The organism is Arthrobacter sp. MYb229 (assembly GCF_002975405.1).
Classification (GTDB): domain Bacteria; phylum Actinomycetota; class Actinomycetes; order Actinomycetales; family Micrococcaceae; genus Glutamicibacter.
This window is the reverse complement of record NZ_PCPS01000003.1, coordinates 203,918-222,062: the sequence shown is the minus strand read 5'-3', so window position 1 is coordinate 222,062 and position 18,145 is coordinate 203,918. Positions and strand designations below refer to the sequence as shown.

The following is an 18,145-nucleotide window of genomic DNA, read 5'->3' as shown; positions in this document are numbered from 1 at the left end:
GCGGAGGCTTAGCCGAAGTACTTCTCCATGGTGCCTTCGTGCGCGGCACGCAGGTCCTCGACGGACACGGTGAATTCACCCTGCACCTCCAGGGCATTCGATTCCGCATCGACGATGCCCAGGCGAGCCACGGTTACACCGCGGGCGCCGGTCATGTCGTTGAAGCGGACCTCTTCGCTGCGCGGAACCGCAACCAGTGCGCGAGACTGCGATTCGGAGAACAGTGCGGTGAATGAATCGACACCGTCACGCTTCTTGATGTCGTCCAGGGCCACCCGGGCACCGACACCGTAGCGCAGGACCATTTCCGACAGCGCGGCCGCAAGGCCGCCCTCGGAGAGGTCATGCGCCGCGTCGACCATGCCGTCGCGGCTGGCGTTGATCAGGATCGCGCCCAGTTCCTTCTCAACCTCCAGATCCACCTTCGGTGGCAAGCCGCCGAGGTGTCCGCGCAGGTTGGCGAACTCTGAGCCGTCCAGCTCGTCGAAGGTCTCACCGATCAGGTAGATTGCCTGGCCGTCTGCCTCTTCGCGCCACCCCGATGGGGTGCGGCGTGCCACGTCGTCCAGCTTGCCCAGGGTTGCCACGACCGGGGTTGGGTGGATCGCGGTGGTGCCGGTCTGGTTGTACAGCGAGACGTTGCCGCCGGTCACCGGTACTCCGAGCACCTTGCAGGCGTCGGATAGGCCGCGGATGCCTTCGGCCAGCTGCCACATGACATCCGGATCCTCGGGGGAACCGTAGTTCAGGCAGTCCGAGACCGCCGCAGGGATCGCGCCGGAGGTGGCGACGTTGCGGTAGGACTCGGCCAGCGCCAGCTGGGCACCCAGGTAAGGGTCCAGGTAGGTGTAGCGGCCGTTGGCATCGGTAGCGATGGCTACGCCAAGCCCGGTTTCCTCATCGATGCGGACCACGCCTGCATCATCCGGGGAAGCCAGGGCGGTGTTGCCACCGACATAGCGGTCGTACTGGCGGGTGATCCAGGACTTGTCGCACATATTCGGGCTGGCGATCAGCTCGAGCACCGCAGCCTTCAGCTCTTCACCGGTGGCCGGAAGGTTCGCCCCGGCTTCCGAGGACTTGAAGGTATCTGCCTGCAGGGCGTCCTGCCAGCTTGGGCGAGCATACGGACGGTCATAGACCGGGCCGTCGTGGGCGACGGTCTTCGGATCCACGTCCACGATGACTTCGCCATCCCAGGTGATGATCAGGCGGTTGGTGTCGGTGACCTCGCCGAGCCAGGAGTACTCCACGGAGTACTTGGCCATGACGGCTTCGAAAGCCGCGACGTTCTCCGGGGTGACCACGGCCATCATGCGTTCCTGGGACTCCGACATCAGGATTTCGCCCGGGGTCAGGGTCGGGTCGCGCAGCAGCACATCGGTCAGCTCGACACGCATGCCGCCCTCGCCGTTGGAGGCGAGCTCGGAAGTGGCGCAGGAGATTCCGGCGGCACCCAGGTCCTGGATGCCCTCGACCAGGGAGGCCTTGAACAGGTCCAGGCAGCACTCGATGAGCACCTTCTCGGCGAAGGGGTCACCGACCTGCACGGCCGGGCGCTTGGAAGGCTTGGTGTCGTCGAAGGACTCGGAAGCCAGCACCGAGGCGCCGCCGATTCCGTCGCCGCCGGTGCGCGCGCCGAAGAGCACCACCTTGTTGCCCACGCCCGAGGCGTTGGCCAAGCGCAGGTCTTCGTGGCGCAGCGCGCCGACTGCCAGCGCGTTGACCAGCGGGTTGCCCTGGTAGATCGGGTCGAAGACGGTTTCGCCGCCGATATTCGGCAGGCCCAGCGAGTTGCCGTAGCTGCCGATGCCGGAAACCACGCCGTGCACCACGCGCTGGCTGTCGGGGTGGTCGATCGCGCCGAAGCGCAATGGATCCATCACGGCGATCGGGCGGGCGCCCATGGAGATGATGTCGCGCACGATGCCGCCGATGCCGGTGGCCGCACCCTGGTGCGGTTCGACGAAGGAGGGGGAGTTGTGCGATTCGATCTTGAAGGTCACGGCCCAGCCGTCGCCCAGGTCGGTGACGCCGGCGTTTTCGCCGATGCCGACCATCAGGTCCTTCTTCATCTCCTCGGTGACCTTGTCGCCGAATTGGCGCAGGTGGTTCTTGGTGGACTTGTACGAGCAGTGCTCGGACCACATCACCGAGTACATGGCCAATTCGGCCGCGGTCGGGCGGCGGCCCAGGATCTTGATGATCTCCGCGAACTCGTTGTCCTTCAGGCCCAGCTCGGCCCACGGCAGTTCCACATTCGGGGTACCGGCCGCGTTATCGACGGTGTCGATATTGAATTCCTTGGTCACTTCCTGGCTCACTTCTTGCCTCCAACGAGGTGGGTCAAAACACTGGTGAAGAACGTCAGACCGTCGGTGCCGCGGTGATCCGGACCGAAACCGGCCTCGATGGCGTGCTCCGGGTGAGGCATGAGGCCCACCACGTTGCCCGCCGCATTGGAGATGCCGGCGATCGAACGGCGCGAGCCGTTCGGGTTCCAGCCCACGTAGCTGAACGCCACGCGGTTCTCGGCCTCGAGCATGTCCAGGGTCTTCTCGTCGGCCACGTACTGGCCGTCCTGGTTCTTCAGCACGATGGTGATCTCCTGGCCGGCTTCGTAGCCGTTGGTCCAGGCGGTCTGGTTGTTCTCCACGCGCAGCAGCTGATCGCGGCAGAGGAACTTCAGGTGGTCGTTCTTGATCATCGAACCGGGCAGCAGGTGCGACTCGGTGAGGATCTGGAAACCGTTGCAAATGCCCAGCACGGGCAGCTTGGCTTCGGAGTTCGCGGCATCGACGATCTTGGACATCATCGGTGCGAAACGGGAGATCGCGCCGGCGCGCAGGTAGTCGCCGTAGGAGAAGCCGCCGGGGATCACCACGGCGTCAACGTCCTGCAGCTCGGTGTCGGCGTGCCACAGGGGCACCGCTTCGGCACCGGCTGCGCGCACCGCACGAGCGGCGTCGCGGTCATCGAGGGTGCCCGGGAAGGTCACCACGCCGATGCGCGCTCCAGAAAGTTCGGAAGTTGGCGTCGAGTAGTCGCCAATCAAGGGAAGTTCTGTGCTCATTAGTCTTCGACTACCTCGACGTTGACAACGTCCTCGATGACCGGGTTCGACAGCAGGGTCTCCGCCGCTTCGCGCGCCTGGGCGAGGATTTCTTCGGTCACCTCGCCGTTGACGGTGAGTTCAAAGCGCTTGCCCTGGCGGACAGCTTCGAAGGAGGTGAAGCCTAGGCGGGGAAGTGCTCCCGCGATGGCCTTGCCCTGAGGGTCAAGGATTTCTGGCTTGAGCATGACATCTACAACGATGCGGGGCATCCGGCATATCTCCTGTTGGCGAGGTTAAGTTAAATGCCACACGGAGTTGCCGTCTCACACCAGGGGGATTTGGCGCTCCGCGAGCTTGCTTTACAAGTCTACCGGGTATGTGACGCGCAAAACGCAGGGGTGTGTGCAACTACCGCTTTAGCGGCGATTAAGACGTGTGATATTCGGCTCGTGGGCTGGGTCACCGGAGCGTGCAAGTAAGCTGGATACGTGCAAAACTCCAAGGAAACCCGCTGTCCCTGCCGTGAATTGGACGCAGAGCAGCGCAGCTACGCGCAATGCTGCCAGCCCTTTCATGACGGACGGACCGACCGGTCAGCGCTGCCAGACACCGCAGAAGAGCTGATGCGCTCGCGCTATAGCGCCTTTGCCTTGGGGCTGCGCCGGTATTTGCTTGAGACCTGGCATGAGACCACCCGGCCCAAGGAACTGGAGCTGGACGCCCAAATGCGCTGGCTGGGCCTGGTCATCCTTGCAACCCGTGCAGGAGGCGCCACCGCGACGCGTGGAGTCGTGGAATTCGAGGCGCACTACAGCCTCGGGCAGGATCGGGACAGCCAGCGCGAAGTCAGCTCGTTCGTGCGGGAAGACGGAGCCTGGTTCTACGTCGATGCCCTGTAGCGGAACCCGCCGCGCTATTTGCTGGAGTTGCGCAGGGCCGAAAGCATCTGCGGCTGGTTGCGCTTCTCGGCAAGTTCGAAGGCGTTGGATCCGGAAGGGTCGGTCAGGTGCGGATTAGCCCCGGCGGCCAAGAGCAGGCGGGCTATGGACAGCGAATTATTCGAGCCCTGGCCCAAGGAGATGGTCACATGCAGTGCGCTCCAGCCAAGATCATTGACCTTGTCCAGCGGGATATCGTGCTGCAGCAGAACACGAACCGATTCCACCTGTCCGGCTTCGCTGGCCACGAACAAGGCGGTGCTGCCCAGCCGATCGACGCTGTTTACGTCGGCGCCGTGGGCCAGTGCGGAACGCAGCACGTCTTCGAGGCCAAAGGCGCTGGCTCGCAGAAATGGTGATTCCTGGGACTTGTTTTTTGCGTTAGGACTCGCCCCATCGGCCAGCAGCAGCTTGGCGACCTGATGATTGCGGTCCAGTACCGCGCGCATCAGCGGAGTGTTCCCCCGTGCGTCTTTGGCTTCCAGCTCGGCGCCGTCTTTCAAGGCTTTACGCACCGAGTCGACATCGCCTTCGGCAACCGCCGCAAATAGAGCGGTGGTTGAGGTCGAATGGATCGGTCCGCTTTGGGTCAACGGCTTGATGCTGGCAGATCCAGAGGAAGCTGCACTCGACAAGGGGGCAACGCTTCCTTGGGAAGCGGCGGGGTTCGACGTCGACTTGGCGCTCGCGCTCGTGGCGGGTTTGGTTGCCAGGCCGGTGCTGGAACTGGTGGCGGCAGATGGCTTGCTCTGCGCGCTGGAGGGAGCAGCAGCAGGACTTTGCACCGGCAAATTTGTCGGGCTATTGGAAGAGGTGGCCGACGGGACGGGGGCCGCTTGGGGGACTGAAGAAGCGCAACTGCTGCAAGCTCCAAGTACGGCGGCCAAGGGGAGCGCTAGCAATGCGTAGCCACGTCGTTGCGTGGAATGCCCGTGTCGAAGTGCCATCTTTCCTTTCAATGATCCGCGGTTTTACGGTAGCGGTGATATTCCTGCCGAATGTCGATCTGCTAGTGAGCATATCGGGGAAAGCTGAAAATTTGCGGTCAATAACCGTCGAAATCTCTTTGCGCCCCAGGCTCAGACTTCTTCGCTAAAATTGGAGGCACCATGGAATGCCTTTACTTCTCCGCCGGACGTTGCCGTTCATGCACCCAAATGACGGTGCCGTACGTTGACCAGCTCCAGGCCAAAGCCGACCACTGCGCCACCGCGCTCGCGCAGTTCCCCGACCTGCAATTCTTGCCGCCGCAGGCCAGCTCCGAATCGGGCTTCCGCAACAAGGCGAAAATGGTGATCTCCGGAACTACCGAGAATCCGACCATCGGAATCCTCGACGCCGACGGCCACGGCGTAGACCTGCGCAACTGCGGGGTTTGCGCTCCCGAACTGCGCGCGCTGTTCCCGGTGATCGAGCGCTTCATCAAGGAACTGAAACTCATCCCCTATGACGTGCCCAAGGGCAAGGGACAGCTCAAGCACGTCATCCTCACTCTTTCGGACACCGGAGCGGTCATGGTGCGCTGGGTGCTGCGCACCAAGAAGCACTTCGTGGCCCTTCGCGATTCCCTGCCTCAATTCCTCGAGCTGCTCCCGCGCCACAGCGTGGTTTCGGTGAACTTCCTGCCCGAGCACAAGGCCGTCTTGGAGGGTGAAGAAGAAATCATCCTCACCCGCCGCACCACCTTGGAATTCGGCCTGAATGGCGTGCCGATGCACCTGCGCCCGCAGGGGTTCTTCCAGACGAACACCGAGATTGCCGCCGCGCTGTACCGCCAGGCGCGCCAGTGGATTACCGATGCGAATCCTGCCAGCCTCTGGGACCTGTACAGCGGGGTGGGCGGCTTCGCGCTGCACTGCGCCGAAGGCGGGCGTCGGGTGCAGGGAATCGAAACCAGCACCGAGGCGGTGGCCGCGGCGCAGGTCGCGGTGGAGGAGATGGGCTTGGAGAACACAACGTTCACCGCCATGGACGCCACCGAATTCGCGTTATCCGCCGAGCAGGCGCCGGAAGCGGTCATCGTCAATCCGCCGCGTCGGGGCATTTCGGCCGAGTTGGCGCAGTGGCTCAACGATTCGACGGTGCAGCATGTGGTGTACTCCAGCTGCAATTCGGTTTCGCTGGCCCGGGACCTCGCGAGGCTGGACAAATTCACCGCGAAGCAGGCCCGGGTGATGGACATGTTCCCGCAGACCAATCACTACGAGGTGATCGTTCGTCTCGAACGCGCCGCAGGCTAAACGCGTATAGATGCGCAATAGGGTGGCCGGAACCATTAGCAGGTTCCGGCCACCCTATTGCTTGCTAGCGGTCCAAGGTGGCCGTGCGCATATCGAGGCGCTGCATGATCTGGTCAACCATATGCGGGTCAACCCCGGGTTCGCGCCGGGCACGGAGCAACTCGTCGCGGGCCGCCGCCAGCGCCGTGGACTGAATCGCATCGGCCTTGGTGATCACCGCGCGCAACTGGGTGTATTTTTCATCGGTGATCGCGTCATGCGTATCCGGATCGGTCAGCAAGATGTTGTGCAGATCGTGCATGCGTCGGGTGACCACGTGGCGGTAGTTCTCCGGCAGCTGCTGCAGCTCAAGATTCTGTTTCAGGGTCTGCACCGCAACTTCTTCGGCCCGGCGAGCGAGCGCGCGGCGGGCCTTTTTGGTGGCCTGGTCATTGCCTCGCAGCTTGAGCGCCCGCATCAGCATCGGCAGCGTCAGCCCCGGGACCACGAGGGTGGCGAGCAGTACGGAGCAGGCGGCAACCACCACGAAGTTCCTTCCCTCGATGGGGGCACCTTCCGCGGTGAACTTCGGCAGAGCCAAGGCGAGCGCAAGGGTAGCCAGTCCGCGCATGCCGCACCAGGTGAGCACCAGCGAATCCTTGGCCGCGGAGACCTTCTCCATCCCGCGCCGGGCATTTGGCAGATAGTAGGTGCCGAACATCCAGAGCGTCCGAACCAGGATCACTACGACACAGATGGCAAGGATGCCGGGAATGAACCCGAGCAGGTTGCTGCCCTCTTCCTGGATGACCGAGTTCATCTCCAGGCCCATGAGGCCAAAGGCCAGACCGGTGGCCAGCATTTCGAGCACCTCCCAGAAGGCGTGCCGGGTCAAGCGTTCTTGCGAGTCCTGCGGACGGTCGCGGCGGCCCAGCTCCAGGGCCAGCACCACGACCGCGACCACGCCGGAGGCATGGACTTCCTCGGCCAGCATGTAGACGGCGTAGGGTGCCACCAAGGTTGCCGCGCAGCGCGCCGCCAGGTTAGGCACGAAGCGGTTCAGCCAACCAACAATCCAGGCCATGGCGATGCCCACGATGATGGCCACCGCCGCACCGATCAAGAATTTCGGAATGAGATCCAAGCCGACCTCGGTGCCATTCAGCGTGGCGGTGACCGCAAGCTGGAAGAGCACGATGGCCATCGCGTCATTGAACAGTCCCTCGGTCTCCAGCAGGGAGGTGAGCCTCCTCGGCATTTTCACCTTCGTCGCAATCGCGTCCACCGCTACCGGGTCCGGCGGGGCGACGATGGCGCCGAGGGCGATCGCCAAGGGAACCGACAGGAAGGGCGCGAAGGCCAGCGAGGTTGCCGCCACCGCGCCGGCGGTTACCACGATCAGCACCACCGCGAGGCGGATCAGCGCCTTCCAGCGCAGCCGGAACACCGACCAGGAGCTGCGCTGCGCGGTGGCAAAGAGCAACGGCGGCAAGAAGATGGGCAGGATCAGTGCCGGATCGATATGCAGTTCAGGCATGAACGGGAGAAAGCCGGCCAAGGTGGCGAGGATGAGCATCAGGATTGGATAGGGGAGCTTGATGCGCTCACCCAGCCCGACAATCAAAATAGTGGCGAACAGCAGCGCGATGATCAGCAGGAAGAACTCCATAGTCTTCCTATTCTAGTCGCTGGAGCTATCCGTGGCGGCATCTAGAGGAGGATATAACGGGTTATTTCATGCCCTCGCCCAGCAGCGGGGCCAATGCATCCCATTCGCTAATCGCGCAGCCATTGTGGCGGTCGAAGCTCGTATCGACTTGTTTCCCACCTAATTTTCCGCTGATCCTTGCCGTCGCGGGCCCGCCATAGATCTCGGTGCAGCTTTGCTGCGGCGAGCGTTGCGGGGTGAGCACTTCGGGATTCTTGGCCAATAACGCACAGGCGGCATTCGACTCGGGCAGCGTACTGGAATCAGCGGCCTGGGCGCCGCGGCAGGATAGATGGTATTCGCTGTCGACGGATTTCCCCTCGAAGCTGATGCTGATCTTGAGGTCTGCGTCAGCGCCAACGGGTGAGGTGCCCGCGGTGGGAGCCGAACTGGCGCAACCAGCGAGCAGCAGCCCGGCCAGTAGCGGAGCTACGAAAACCAGGCCCGTGTGCGCCTTCCGATTCTTCAGTCGTCCCATGAACCAATTGTGCTTCCCTTTTAGTTCAACACGCTAGCGTTCCGAGGCAATTGGCAGGCTGAGCACCACCTGCAATAGTTCCATCCGCAGCTTCTCCGCCCGCAGGGCGAACTCCTTTTGCAGACGCACATAGTGCGCCTTGCCCTCCGGAGTCTCGATTTGGATCGGCTCTTGGCCCCAATCCCCAAGGTCATAGGGCGAAGCTTGCATGTCCATGGTGCGGATATCCCACGCCAGTTCAAAGCAGTCCATGACCAGATCGCTGGGAACTGCCGGGCTCAACTTGTAGGCCCATTTATACAGGTCCATATTTCCATGCAGGCAGCCCGGCTGTTCGAGGTCGCGTTGCGTCTCACGGGTTGGCTGCAGCTCGTTGAGCGGCACCGCCTCCGGAGTGTAGAAACGGAAGGCATCAAAATGCGTGCAACGGATCTTATGGTTTTCCACGACCTCGTCCGTGCCCGTCGCGCCGAGGCGAAGCGGCAGGTATTCGTGGCGTATCCCGTTGACCTCGGACTTGTAGGCCATCGCCCATTCATGCAATCCGAAGCAGGAGAAATTCGCCGGCTTCTGTACCGTATTGCGCAGCAGGATGCGGGCAAATTCGATCACCCTGGCCCGTGACTGGGAGAATTTCTCAAGATCGAGTTCTACCCCCGGTCCTGCCGGGGCTTCCACGCTGCGGTAGAACTTCCAATCTTCTCGTTCGTGGGCCTGCTCGCCGAGCAGCGCCACGCCAACGCCCGGGTGCCAACGGTAGAGCTGGCCTGGCTTCTGCGTGTAGTAGGTGAAAAGGAAATCCTCGATGGGATGTTTGGCCCCGGTCATTCTGCGCTGCACAAATGGTTCGCCAAAGGCCCGAGCACGGACCTCATGCGCGGCGGCACGCTGCATCCAGTGCGGGGCTTCCAAAGCTGTGGCGGTTAGGGGCATACTTCTAATTATTCAATTCATGGGCCGGCGAAACCAGTTTGGTACGCCAACTCACACATCCTGCATAGGAGTACACCATGGAAAACTTCCCTCCCTGGGAGCCGCCAATGGACGGCACCGAGGAAGCGCACCTGCTCGGCATGCTCGACCGGTTGCGCACCACCTTCAGGTATAAGGCCGACGGACTGGACATCGAGCAACTAGCGGCGAGGCTGCCGAGCAGCGATCTGAGCATCGGTGGACTGCTGCAGCATCTGGCGGTAGTCGAAGATGAAAACTTTGCCTACTTGATCGCCCGCGGACAACCGGAGATCGTGCTTGAATTCTCTGCCGAGGGGCGCGACCAGTTCGCGGTGAACGCCGAAGAGAACCCGGAAGCGCTTTATGCGCGCTACGACAAAGCCGTGCTTAGGAGCAGGGAGGTTCAGGCACAGGTAGTTGCCGCGGGTGAACTAGATGCGCCCTCTGCCTTGGAATACGAGGGAAAACACGCGAGCGTACGACGATTAATCTGCGATGTGATCGAGGAATACGGCCGGCATACCGGTCACGCGGATCTGCTGCGCGAGGCGATCGACGGACGGGTGGGCGAAGACCCTCCCTTTGAATACCGTCCACCTTGGTAGGCGTGATTTAAGGTTTCGGCTAAGCAAGCTTGAATCGCGAGATAGCTTGAATGAAAAAGTGGACAGTGCCGAATCGGGATTGCTTTTTTGGATCGTCCAGCTGCTTTCTAAGCGCATCTAGCAAGTCGTTGGGCATCAGCTTAAATATGTCTCGCAACGGAGGTCATGTACGTGATTCCTCGGGACCGTTTACAAGACATAGTTGCAAGAATTGAAAGTGCTGAATAGTCGCGGTTCAGCGAACAGGCCTGCGTGCTCTGGCGGGACGTCTCACAACCCTTAGGTTGCAAGACGTCTCACCGAGCACCACGCCGCCAGCTTGTGGATGATTGGCGGCGGCGCTCTTGCGCTGCTCATCCTAGGAGTGGTGCTGTGGACGCTAGGATCGATCCTTGACCCGAAAGTTGAAAACGCCTCAAATAACCCGGTACAGATCCTCATGGATCAAGGCCGGGGTTACCTTCCGGCCGCCGGCCTGCAAATCACCGTCTTTGCCATCTGCATGCTGCTAATCGCCGTGATCCTCATGCTAGTCGTGGTGTGACGGCGCAGCCGGGGCACCACTTCACGCATTGAGCACTTGGCCAAGGAGATGAGCCACTCCAAAGATTTCCGCTCCTTGGGCGAAGATACTGCGTGTCAGGATGCGACACGTCTCGGCGCGCAGAACGCCGGTGTCGGTGTTCCCTTGGCCGTTTTGGTCAACAGCCGTAAGCCTTTGTATGGGTCATGGGAATTGGTTCAGATCTGGTTGATGGGACCGCGCGCCGGTAAAACCTCCTGCGTGTGCGTTCCGCAGATCATGGAAACCCAAGGCCCGGTGTTGGCCACCTCGAATAAGCGGGACATCGTGGATATGACCCGTGGCCCGCGTGCCCGGGTGGGCACCGTGTGGGTGCACGATGTGCAGGGCATCATCGGTGAAGAACGCTCTTGGTGGTGGAATCCCCTATCTTTCGTGACCGATATGGAAACCGCCGAAAAGCTCGCTGATGTATTCGTGTCCTCAGCCACCGATGCCGGGGCAAAGCAGGATGCCTATTTTGAGTCAGATGGTAAGCGTCTGCTCTCGCACCTGTTCTTTGCCGCCGTCGTAGGGCAGCGTCCCATCACTGATGTGTTCATGTGGGCGCAAGACCCAGAAGATTTCACGGGCCGTGATCTGCTTAAAGCCCAAGGGCACCTCAATCTAGCCCAGTCTCTAGAGCAGATTCAGAAGCTCACCCCGAAGCAGCGTGACGGTGTGTATGGCACGATGCGTCCGTGGGTGAATGTGCTCTCCTATGAGAAAGTCATTCCGTGGATTCGCCATAACGGCTCGCAGCGGGCCGAATTTGATCACCGTAAGCTGGCTACCGGCACCGATACCTTGTATCTGGTATCGAAGGAAGGCGGCGGATCTGCCCGTGCGATCACCGCTGCCCTGGTCATGGCGGTGATGACCGAAGCGGAGAAAACCGCTGCACTACAGCCTGGTGGACGGCTCAAGCGTCCCATGATGGCGGTATTGGACGAAGCAGCAAACGTGGTGCGCTGGCGCGAACTGCCGGATGTGTATTCGCACTACGGTTCACGTGGCATCGTCGTTTCCACATTCTTCCAGTCCTACAGCCAAGGCGTGGAAGCCTACGGAGAGAAAGGTATGAATAAGCTCTGGGGCGCAGCCAATATCCGTGTGGCGGGATCTGGACTGTCTGACGATAAGTTCTTGCCCTTCCTTTCCCAGCTCGTAGGTGAACGGGACGTGCTCAAACGATCTTCAAGCACCAGCGGCCGCAGCGGGCGTTCGGTGTCTAGCTCGATGCAACGCGAAAAAATCTTGGACGTATCCGACCTCGCGGCGCTGCCTCGGGGCCGGGCTATTCTCACCAGTTCGGGCATGCCAGCCGGATTGATCGAGCTACAGCATTACTCCACCAAGCCGTATAGGGAAGATGTAGAAGGGTCGAAAACCTACTATGAGGCCGTCGCTACGCAGAAAGGCATTCAGAAGCCCCTTTGAAAGTCTTCCTTTGATTGCCCCTCTATTTGTTTAGCAACGGACTAGAGCACTTGGCCATACCAAAAACCTCATGAATATATGAAGATCGTTACATCACCATCTTGGTGAATTTAAAACAACAAGCCATCATGACTCTGTTTAGTAAAATTTTAGGATAGATTTATCTCGTGGATCTATCCACGACTCATCACACGTCAGATACATGGAGGAGAGTTTTGTCTAAAATACTCAACAAGTTCTCAAAGAAGATGGCAGTCGCTGCTATCGCGGCCGCTTTATTCATTCCCGTGACTGGAACTGCTGCTCAAGCAGTCACCGGATGGACTTACGGGACGTCCGGCATATCATGGAATTTCAGTGAACGTTGGGCCTGGTCACAGTTTACGACTTCGGCAGACTTCCATGGCTCAAGTGTCTTCGGCGACCGCGGCGGCCTTGTGCGTTCTGATTGCATGAATAAGGGCGCAAAAGCCTACGCGCAGTCGAAATACAGCGCCTTTGGCGGCTCACAGAAGCCGTACTACCGCTACTGCTAATTCCATTCATTGAAGCGTGTGGGGTCCAAATACGGGTCCCACACGCTTATTTAAGAAAGACAAGATGAAAAATACCGGACTACGTCTGGCCGTCGCTGTAGCTGTTTTATACGCATTGTTCGTCTCATTCATGGTTACCAAAATTGCTGATGAATCGACTCTGCCTGGCTCAAGTCAAATCACCGTTTCTGGAGCTGATATAACCACGGCTGGCGAAGGCTTGAATGCGATGATTCAAGGCGCAGCCGACTCGTCAGGTGCCACCGTCGTGCGAGAAGTTCGCGATCTGCATGATGCATCGGCACGTCACTTTTATGTAGCGACCAGCCCTGGGCGACAAAGTGAAAGCAAATGGTTAGAAGATGGCTACCCTGGGTTTAGTCATAATGTGTCCACATTTGTTCATCCTGCCAAGGATCTTAAAGGCGTTGATCCTAGGGGAAAATATTACATCGTCGGCCCCAACGATGCTTTAGGCTCTGTGTCGCAAGTTTTTCAAAACCTCGATTACGCAGTAGAGACGTCCAAAAGCGTCGTCTCTACCCGCGCTATCATCAGTACAATCCTGGTTGGATCTCTTGGTTCAGCTACTTTCGTTGCACTACTTCTAGTGACATTGCTGACTGGGTTCTCGGTCTTCTCCCGAGTAAAAAATTACGCAATCCTGCGACTACACGGCGGTACTATCCCTGTTGCATTGAAACGTGACCTGCGTCAAGAATTGCCCGCTACGATCCGAACATCGCTTTTGTTGACGTTCTTGAGTCTCGTTATATTGTTTTTTTACAACGGCTGGAACCAATTGGGAAGATACTTCTCCCTAGCCATCATCGTTATAGCGGTAGCTTTAGTTGTCATTGGATGCTTGTACGTAGCAACTCTGTATGTTGCTTTTGATTCGAAACTACTTGAAGCGATTAAGGGCCGACTAGGATTTAGAGTTGCAGTTCCTGCCACCTATCTGATTCGTATACCTAGTTTGATACTTGCAGTCTCATTAATTGCCTCGACTTTTGCTGCTGCTATGTCTGCGCACCAGGCAAAGCAAAGCCTTGATGCAATGGCTCAGACCGGATCAGCAGCACGCATAGTTTTCGAAGGCCACGTGTCCCCTGAAGAAATGGATAAGTTAGCCTACGAATCAGGGAAATGGCTCAAAGAGCAAGACAACGCCGGTAACACCATCATGGCAAAACCTCTATTGGAAAAATCTGATGGAACTGACTTTAACGAGGATGTTCTGATGGTCAACCGCGGTTATCTGCAGCGCAATCCGGTGATAGATATTGATGGAAAAGCAATTGATGATGTTCCTGAAAAAGGAATTACCGTCATGCTTCCCGAACAAGCATCAACCACAGTGGACGACGTAACGAATGCGCTCCTGGCAAATGTTCGCGGTAACTACACACCACGCATCAGCAATGTACAACTGCGAGATCATCAGAGGCATCCTCTTTATGGGATCTCGGAAGACGGCCGGAACGGAAATAGCTCACAGGAAAATACTGTCATTGTTGCCGTCGGTTCAGACTCAGGTTTGATCTCGGATGATAATTACATGTCATCTGCCAGCCAGGGATGGGTCCTTATGGCCGATGCTGAACAAGCTCGGACGGAAACCCCTAAAGAATTCCTAGGGACTTGGATAGCAGCCTATATCCCGATCGGCCAAATAGCTGCTAACGAGTCTGCGGACCGCTTAGAAGCACTACGTTTGCAGATGACTAGCGCGTTGGTGGCCCTCCTAGTGTTACTGGCAACAGCAGTTGGACTGGCTCAGATCCATGTCCGCGGCAATTCCCAGTCCATTTTGGTACGTTACTTGCATGGTTGGGGATTCTTCTCGACACACCGTTGGCTTTTCAAAGGCGAAGCAATTGTCCTTGCCATCGCTATTGGCTGGGCAGTTGTCACAGGAATTTGGGCCGCAGTGCAGGCCAGCATTTCCAATGGCCCGTCCAGCTCTGTTGACCTTTCTATCTACCAGTGGCAACCAATAGTGGTTCTAGTAGTCGCAGTCATTAATCTTTTACTACTTCTTTTCATGGTGCGCCGTCGCACAAATGCCATGATTCGTACTCACAGTGAGGAAACCGCATGAGCAACATCGTTGTTCAGGAAGCTACCAAATCATTCGGTGACAAGACACTTTATGCCAATTTATCGATAACTGTGCCAGCTGGCCAGATGATGGCTGTTATGGGTGCTTCAGGATCAGGAAAGTCGACGCTGCTGAACTGTATTGGCTTACTCGACACATTAGATAGTGGGAGTGTTTGGGTTGACAATGAGAATATCACCAGCTTGTCTGCTGAAGGGCAGCGTAAATTCCGTCGGGATTCACTGGGATATATGTTCCAGAACTACGCACTAATCGAAAACGCATCGATTCAAGAGAACTTGGAAGTAGCGTTAGCTGCTCAGGGTAAAGAAGCCCTCAGAAAGGCAGATTTCAACGGCGCGTTGGAACGAGTCGGCCTGGCCGGACGTAATAAAGAGAAGGTGTATTCACTGTCAGGCGGTGAACAACAGCGTGTGGCATTGGCACGATTGATAGTCAAGCGCCCAACAATCATCCTTGCAGATGAACCTACCGGAGCTCTAGATTCGGCTAATGAGGCCATGGTGATGGAAGAATTGCGCGCAATTGCTGCTGAGGGAACCGCAGTATTTGTTGCCACGCACTCACATGAAGTAATGCGCTTCTGCGACACAGTGTTAGAACTCTACTAACACTCTTTTGCACTGAGTATCGCCCATTAGTCGTCAGCCGCTGTTTGAAGTTCCCATTTGTATATCGGATTCATCGCTAGCACTGTGGGCTCTCGCATAGGATGCCAAGAGCGCGGCATCTACGAAGGGAACGCTTTCTGAATCAGCCTGGGTCCAGGAAGTCCCCATCGATGGCGGCCAGCCTCGCCATGTGGTTACTGTGGTGATTCATGGAAACCGCATTACCCCTCGAATGATGAAGAGCAACTAGCCGCCTTCTTCCGAGACATGCGACTTTTGTCGTTTTCAGAAGGCAACTGCACTGCGATGCGTCGTCCTTTAGCGGAAGGGCCCTCTGGATAGCCGCGTGGCGCATGTGCAATTTCAGAAATTTGCTGCCTCATTGACCCGGCATAGAAGGAAATATATAGTCTTCTGGAGCGAGCGTATTGTCAGAAAGTTGGGAGCGCTGGCTAACCCAATGGGTTAGCCAGCGCTCCCAACTTTCTCTACCAGTATCGGATGCTCACAGAACGTGAACAATCTCGATTGCGGGTGAACCGTCCCTGATTTGATGCCGCTGTCTTTCGAGAGAAAGATAGAAACCATGCCCAAGAAGTATCCTGCCGAAGTTCGTGACCGCGCCGTAGCGATGGTTGTGGACCGGCTCTCTGAATATCCTTCCGTGTATGCAGCGTGCAAGGCTCTGGCTCCGAAGCTGGATGTCGGTCCCGAATCATTGCGTCGCTGGGTGCTCCAAGCCCAGGTCGACACCGGTGAGAAGGACGGCCCAACCACTACCGAACTCGATGAGCTCAAGGCGTTGCGGGCGGAGAATCGGGATTTGAAGGAAGCCAACGAAATCTTGAAAGCTGCATCGATTTTCTTCGCGAGGGAACTCGACCCTCGCCGCCGCTAATCTGCCGATTCGTTGATGAGCAGCGGGCCGAAGGTCATGCGGTCGAGTCGATCTGCGCCGTCCTGCGCGAGCAGGGCGTGCAGGTCGCCGCACGAACCTACCGGGCCTGGAAAATAAGGATTCCGGCCCTGCGAGCAGTTGAAGATGCCAAGGTCATTGACACGTTACGCAGCCTCAAAGTGTTAGACGCTAAAGGAAGACCGAAGCCAGAAATCCTTTATGGCCGGCGAAAGATGACCGCTTGGCTGCGGCGCAACGGCTTCCCCGAGGTCTCCAAACACACCGTTGACCGACTCATGCGTGACGAGGGCATGAACGGCCTGATTCGTGGACGTAAGACCCGCACCACGATCCCTGGCAAGGACGGCAAACGAGCTGGCGACCTACTGAATCGGAACTTCAGCGCCAGTGCCCCTAACCGTATTTGGGTCACAGATTTCACTTACGTGCCGGTGTATTCCGGGTTCGTATACGTGGCCTTGGTGATCGATCTGTATTCACGGGCGATCGTCGGGTGGGAAACCTCCACGGTGAAAGACACCGCCTTCGTGGAACAGTGCTTGAAGATGGCTTTATGGCGCCGAAAACACACCAAAAGACCAGTTGACAAGGGGCTTCTCCATCATTCGGACGCTGGCTCGCAATATACCTCGATCCGTTACACCGACACCTTAGAAATTGAGGGGCTGGTTCCGTCGATTGGCAGTGTCGGGGATGCGTACGACAATGCGGCTGCCGAAACGGTCATGGGATTATTCAAGAATGAAGCCGTGCCCAAGGGTTCTCCCTTCCGCAGTGGTGCGTTGAAGACCGAATCAGATGTCGTTGAGGTCGTCTTCGACTGGGTCTTTTGGTACAACAATGATCGCTTGCATTCCTCGCTGGATCACCAAACTCCCGAGGAATTTGAGCGTGCCTACTATGATGAAATGACAGGCTCGTTACCCGACGCTGCCGCACATAAGACGGCGGCATGATTTCCGGGACGGTTCAGGGTGCCTCTAGCTTTTCACAAGACCCCTGCGGGGTTTTGCCAACAATGCTGAGACAGTAAATCCTATTCAGCGGTTTCTGCAATAGGATAACTTTACATAATCAGAATTATCGGCCTAGCGATAGCCAGGGTAAAAGTAGTTGCGCAAACTCCCGTCAACCGCTGATTCGAAGGTCAGTAATGGTACCTAGCTTGCAGAATTGTCAAGGCGCGGTCATCGGCGATATAGATCAGCCGATTCGCTTCGTCGATGCGGCGCGACCAAGCGCCCGCTAGGGCATGCTTCAGCGGTTCGGGTTTGCCGATGCCTTCAAACGGATCATCGCGCAGCACATCTTCGATGAGCGTATTGATGCGCTTAAGGGTCTTGCGGTCTTGAGTTTGCCAATAGAGGTAATCTTCCCAGCCCTCGGCAGTCCAGATAAGTTGTCTGTCGCTCACGGATCAACAAGTCCGCGTTCTAGCGCCTGGCCATCACGTGCCGCTTCAAGAGCAGAGAGCAGGCGCACCGCATTCTTAGGTGAGCGCAGAAGATAGCTCGTTTCAACGAGAGAATCGTATTCATCTTTCGACATGAGCACCGCAGATCCACGCTTGGACATGATCTCCACTTCGGTGTGATCAAGATTCACTCGTTCAATGAGACCAAACAGGTCACGACGCGCTTCGCTGGTTGTGATTGCCATACCGCCTCCTAGTGGTACTAGATATGGTACCACTGAATGGATGGTTCCACTCGGTTGCCGATTGCCGGACTCGTTCAAACCTTCTAGCTTCTATCCGCCGTGCTTATTGTGCCTGGATATCCATAGCCAGAGGACTTTTCGGACCTGCTTCAAGCTTGTATTCAAAAGCTTGGCCGCAGTTCCCGGCGAGTTCTAACGGTCGTTGCAACTCCTGATTTATCAGGGTGTTGCAACTGTGAGAGTTACTTGTAGCTGATCTACGTCTCACAGGCAGGAAAGGAATCGGCCCAATGAATTGTGGGCTTATTGCTTACGCGAGAGACGTGGTTACGGGAA

Annotated in this window: 19 protein-coding genes; 10 read left to right on the top strand and 9 right to left on the bottom strand. The window is 57.9% G+C overall.

The features are described 5' to 3' along the window. Nucleotides 1–8 precede the first annotated feature (8 nt). From purL to purS, 3 genes are read right to left on the bottom strand one after another with little or no spacing between them, the layout of a single operon-like run. Nucleotides 9–2,324 carry a phosphoribosylformylglycinamidine synthase subunit PurL gene (gene purL / locus CQ019_RS11660; RefSeq protein ID WP_105569758.1) on the bottom strand — a complete coding sequence of 772 codons (2,316 nt, stop codon included), beginning with the start codon at nt 2,322–2,324 and terminating at the stop codon, nt 9–11. Further along, nucleotides 2,321–3,073, bottom strand: coding sequence for a phosphoribosylformylglycinamidine synthase subunit PurQ (gene purQ, locus CQ019_RS11655; RefSeq protein ID WP_105569757.1), 753 nt, complete (start codon nt 3,071–3,073; stop codon nt 2,321–2,323). The genes purL and purQ overlap by 4 nt, the downstream gene beginning before the upstream one ends. Further along, nucleotides 3,073–3,324: a phosphoribosylformylglycinamidine synthase subunit PurS gene (purS, locus tag CQ019_RS11650; RefSeq protein WP_096285640.1), complete on the bottom strand. Its 252-nt coding sequence runs from the start codon at nt 3,322–3,324 to the stop codon at nt 3,073–3,075. The genes purQ and purS overlap by 1 nt, the downstream gene beginning before the upstream one ends. 219 nt (nt 3,325–3,543) lie before the next feature. Between purS and CQ019_RS11645 the strand changes: the two genes are divergently transcribed. Then, the gene (locus CQ019_RS11645) at nt 3,544–3,954 is read left to right on the top strand and encodes a YchJ family protein (RefSeq protein ID WP_105569756.1); all 411 of its coding nucleotides are present in this window, start codon (nt 3,544–3,546) and stop codon (nt 3,952–3,954) included. Between the two features lie 14 nt (nt 3,955–3,968). Here CQ019_RS11645 and CQ019_RS18545 read toward each other — a convergent pair whose 3' ends face one another. Then, a complete protein-coding gene (locus tag CQ019_RS18545) occupies nt 3,969–4,586 on the bottom strand; it encodes an ankyrin repeat domain-containing protein (protein ID WP_258133993.1) in 618 nt (205 codons plus the stop codon). Here CQ019_RS18545 and CQ019_RS18540 point away from each other — a divergent pair. Then, nucleotides 4,549–4,902, top strand: a complete 354-nt coding sequence (locus CQ019_RS18540; RefSeq protein WP_181148442.1) for a hypothetical protein — start codon at nt 4,549–4,551, stop codon at nt 4,900–4,902. The two genes, CQ019_RS18545 and CQ019_RS18540, sit on opposite strands and share 38 nt — an antisense overlap. Before the next feature lie 200 nt (nt 4,903–5,102). Next, complete coding sequence (gene rlmC, locus CQ019_RS11635) at nt 5,103–6,233, top strand: 23S rRNA (uracil(747)-C(5))-methyltransferase RlmC (RefSeq protein ID WP_105569754.1); 1,131 nt, start codon at nt 5,103–5,105, stop codon at nt 6,231–6,233. Between the two features lie 64 nt (nt 6,234–6,297). On the opposite strand, the gene CQ019_RS11630 is transcribed toward rlmC, so the two are convergent. The 3 genes from CQ019_RS11630 to CQ019_RS11620 all read right to left on the bottom strand — a co-directional run bounded on the left by CQ019_RS11630 (nt 6,298) and on the right by CQ019_RS11620 (nt 9,331). Further along, the gene (locus CQ019_RS11630) at nt 6,298–7,881 is read right to left on the bottom strand and encodes a sodium:proton antiporter (RefSeq protein ID WP_105569753.1); all 1,584 of its coding nucleotides are present in this window, start codon (nt 7,879–7,881) and stop codon (nt 6,298–6,300) included. Nucleotides 7,882–7,942: 61 nt separating this feature from the next. Beyond that, nucleotides 7,943–8,398 (bottom strand): hypothetical protein, encoded by a 456-nt coding sequence (locus CQ019_RS11625; protein WP_096285630.1) that lies wholly within the window; start codon nt 8,396–8,398, stop codon nt 7,943–7,945. Nucleotides 8,399–8,431: 33 nt separating this feature from the next. Beyond that, entirely contained in the window at nt 8,432–9,331 is a 900-nt protein-coding gene (locus CQ019_RS11620; RefSeq protein WP_096285628.1) for a 3-methyladenine DNA glycosylase, read from the bottom strand. Between the two features lie 77 nt (nt 9,332–9,408). Here CQ019_RS11620 and CQ019_RS11615 point away from each other — a divergent pair, with 77 nt between their 5' ends. From CQ019_RS11615 to CQ019_RS11590, 7 genes are all read left to right on the top strand, one after another. Continuing rightward, the gene (locus CQ019_RS11615; protein ID WP_105553510.1) at nt 9,409–9,957 is read left to right on the top strand and encodes a DUF664 domain-containing protein; all 549 of its coding nucleotides are present in this window, start codon (nt 9,409–9,411) and stop codon (nt 9,955–9,957) included. A 319-nt stretch (nt 9,958–10,276) separates the two neighbouring features. After that, complete coding sequence (locus tag CQ019_RS18755) at nt 10,277–10,501, top strand: hypothetical protein (RefSeq protein ID WP_258137307.1); 225 nt, start codon at nt 10,277–10,279, stop codon at nt 10,499–10,501. A 48-nt stretch (nt 10,502–10,549) separates the two neighbouring features. Next, entirely contained in the window at nt 10,550–11,959 is a 1,410-nt protein-coding gene (locus CQ019_RS11610; RefSeq protein WP_258133570.1) for a type IV secretory system conjugative DNA transfer family protein, read from the top strand. 215 nt (nt 11,960–12,174) lie between these two features. Then, on the top strand, nt 12,175–12,495 hold the full coding sequence (locus CQ019_RS11605; protein WP_105553509.1) for a hypothetical protein: 321 nt from the start codon (nt 12,175–12,177) through the stop codon (nt 12,493–12,495). Nucleotides 12,496–12,559: 64 nt separating this feature from the next. After that, entirely contained in the window at nt 12,560–14,599 is a 2,040-nt protein-coding gene (locus CQ019_RS11600) for a hypothetical protein (RefSeq protein WP_146112466.1), read from the top strand. Next, the gene (locus CQ019_RS11595; protein WP_105553507.1) at nt 14,596–15,231 is read left to right on the top strand and encodes an ABC transporter ATP-binding protein; all 636 of its coding nucleotides are present in this window, start codon (nt 14,596–14,598) and stop codon (nt 15,229–15,231) included. The genes CQ019_RS11600 and CQ019_RS11595 overlap by 4 nt, the downstream gene beginning before the upstream one ends. A gap of 586 nt (nt 15,232–15,817) precedes the next feature. After that, nucleotides 15,818–17,106, top strand: a protein-coding gene (locus CQ019_RS11590) for an IS3 family transposase (RefSeq protein WP_105569751.1) whose coding sequence is annotated in 2 segments (ribosomal slippage) — nt 15,818–16,091 and nt 16,091–17,106 — 1,290 coding nt in all. Because the reading frame shifts where the segments join, the coding sequence is not laid out codon by codon here. A gap of 191 nt (nt 17,107–17,297) precedes the next feature. Here the strand turns inward: CQ019_RS11590 and CQ019_RS11585 are convergent. Then, nucleotides 17,298–17,564 carry a Txe/YoeB family addiction module toxin gene (locus CQ019_RS11585; RefSeq protein WP_096285622.1) on the bottom strand — a complete coding sequence of 89 codons (267 nt, stop codon included), beginning with the start codon at nt 17,562–17,564 and terminating at the stop codon, nt 17,298–17,300. After that, nucleotides 17,561–17,809 carry a type II toxin-antitoxin system Phd/YefM family antitoxin gene (locus CQ019_RS11580; RefSeq protein WP_096285619.1) on the bottom strand — a complete coding sequence of 83 codons (249 nt, stop codon included), beginning with the start codon at nt 17,807–17,809 and terminating at the stop codon, nt 17,561–17,563. Before CQ019_RS11580 ends, CQ019_RS11585 begins: the two co-directional genes overlap by 4 nt. Nucleotides 17,810–18,145 lie beyond the last annotated feature (336 nt).

Excerpts from the sequence above, each read along its gene's own strand:
- CQ019_RS11620 (WP_096285628.1), bottom strand. The coding sequence starts at position 9,331 with ATGCCCCTAACCGCCACAGCTTTGGAAGCCCCGCACTGGATGCAGCGT.
- CQ019_RS11600 (WP_146112466.1), top strand. The coding sequence starts at position 12,560 with ATGAAAAATACCGGACTACGTCTGGCCGTCGCTGTAGCTGTTTTATAC.
- purQ (WP_105569757.1), bottom strand. The coding sequence starts at position 3,073 with ATGAGCACAGAACTTCCCTTGATTGGCGACTACTCGACGCCAACTTCC.
- CQ019_RS11595 (WP_105553507.1), top strand. The coding sequence starts at position 14,596 with ATGAGCAACATCGTTGTTCAGGAAGCTACCAAATCATTCGGTGACAAG.
- CQ019_RS11580 (WP_096285619.1), bottom strand. The coding sequence starts at position 17,809 with ATGGCAATCACAACCAGCGAAGCGCGTCGTGACCTGTTTGGTCTCATT.
- purS (WP_096285640.1), bottom strand. The coding sequence starts at position 3,324 with ATGCCCCGCATCGTTGTAGATGTCATGCTCAAGCCAGAAATCCTTGAC.
- CQ019_RS11625 (WP_096285630.1), bottom strand. The coding sequence starts at position 8,398 with ATGGGACGACTGAAGAATCGGAAGGCGCACACGGGCCTGGTTTTCGTA.
- CQ019_RS11630 (WP_105569753.1), bottom strand. The coding sequence starts at position 7,881 with ATGGAGTTCTTCCTGCTGATCATCGCGCTGCTGTTCGCCACTATTTTG.
- CQ019_RS11610 (WP_258133570.1), top strand. The coding sequence starts at position 10,550 with ATGAGCCACTCCAAAGATTTCCGCTCCTTGGGCGAAGATACTGCGTGT.
- CQ019_RS11615 (WP_105553510.1), top strand. The coding sequence starts at position 9,409 with ATGGAAAACTTCCCTCCCTGGGAGCCGCCAATGGACGGCACCGAGGAA.
- rlmC (WP_105569754.1), top strand. The coding sequence starts at position 5,103 with ATGGAATGCCTTTACTTCTCCGCCGGACGTTGCCGTTCATGCACCCAA.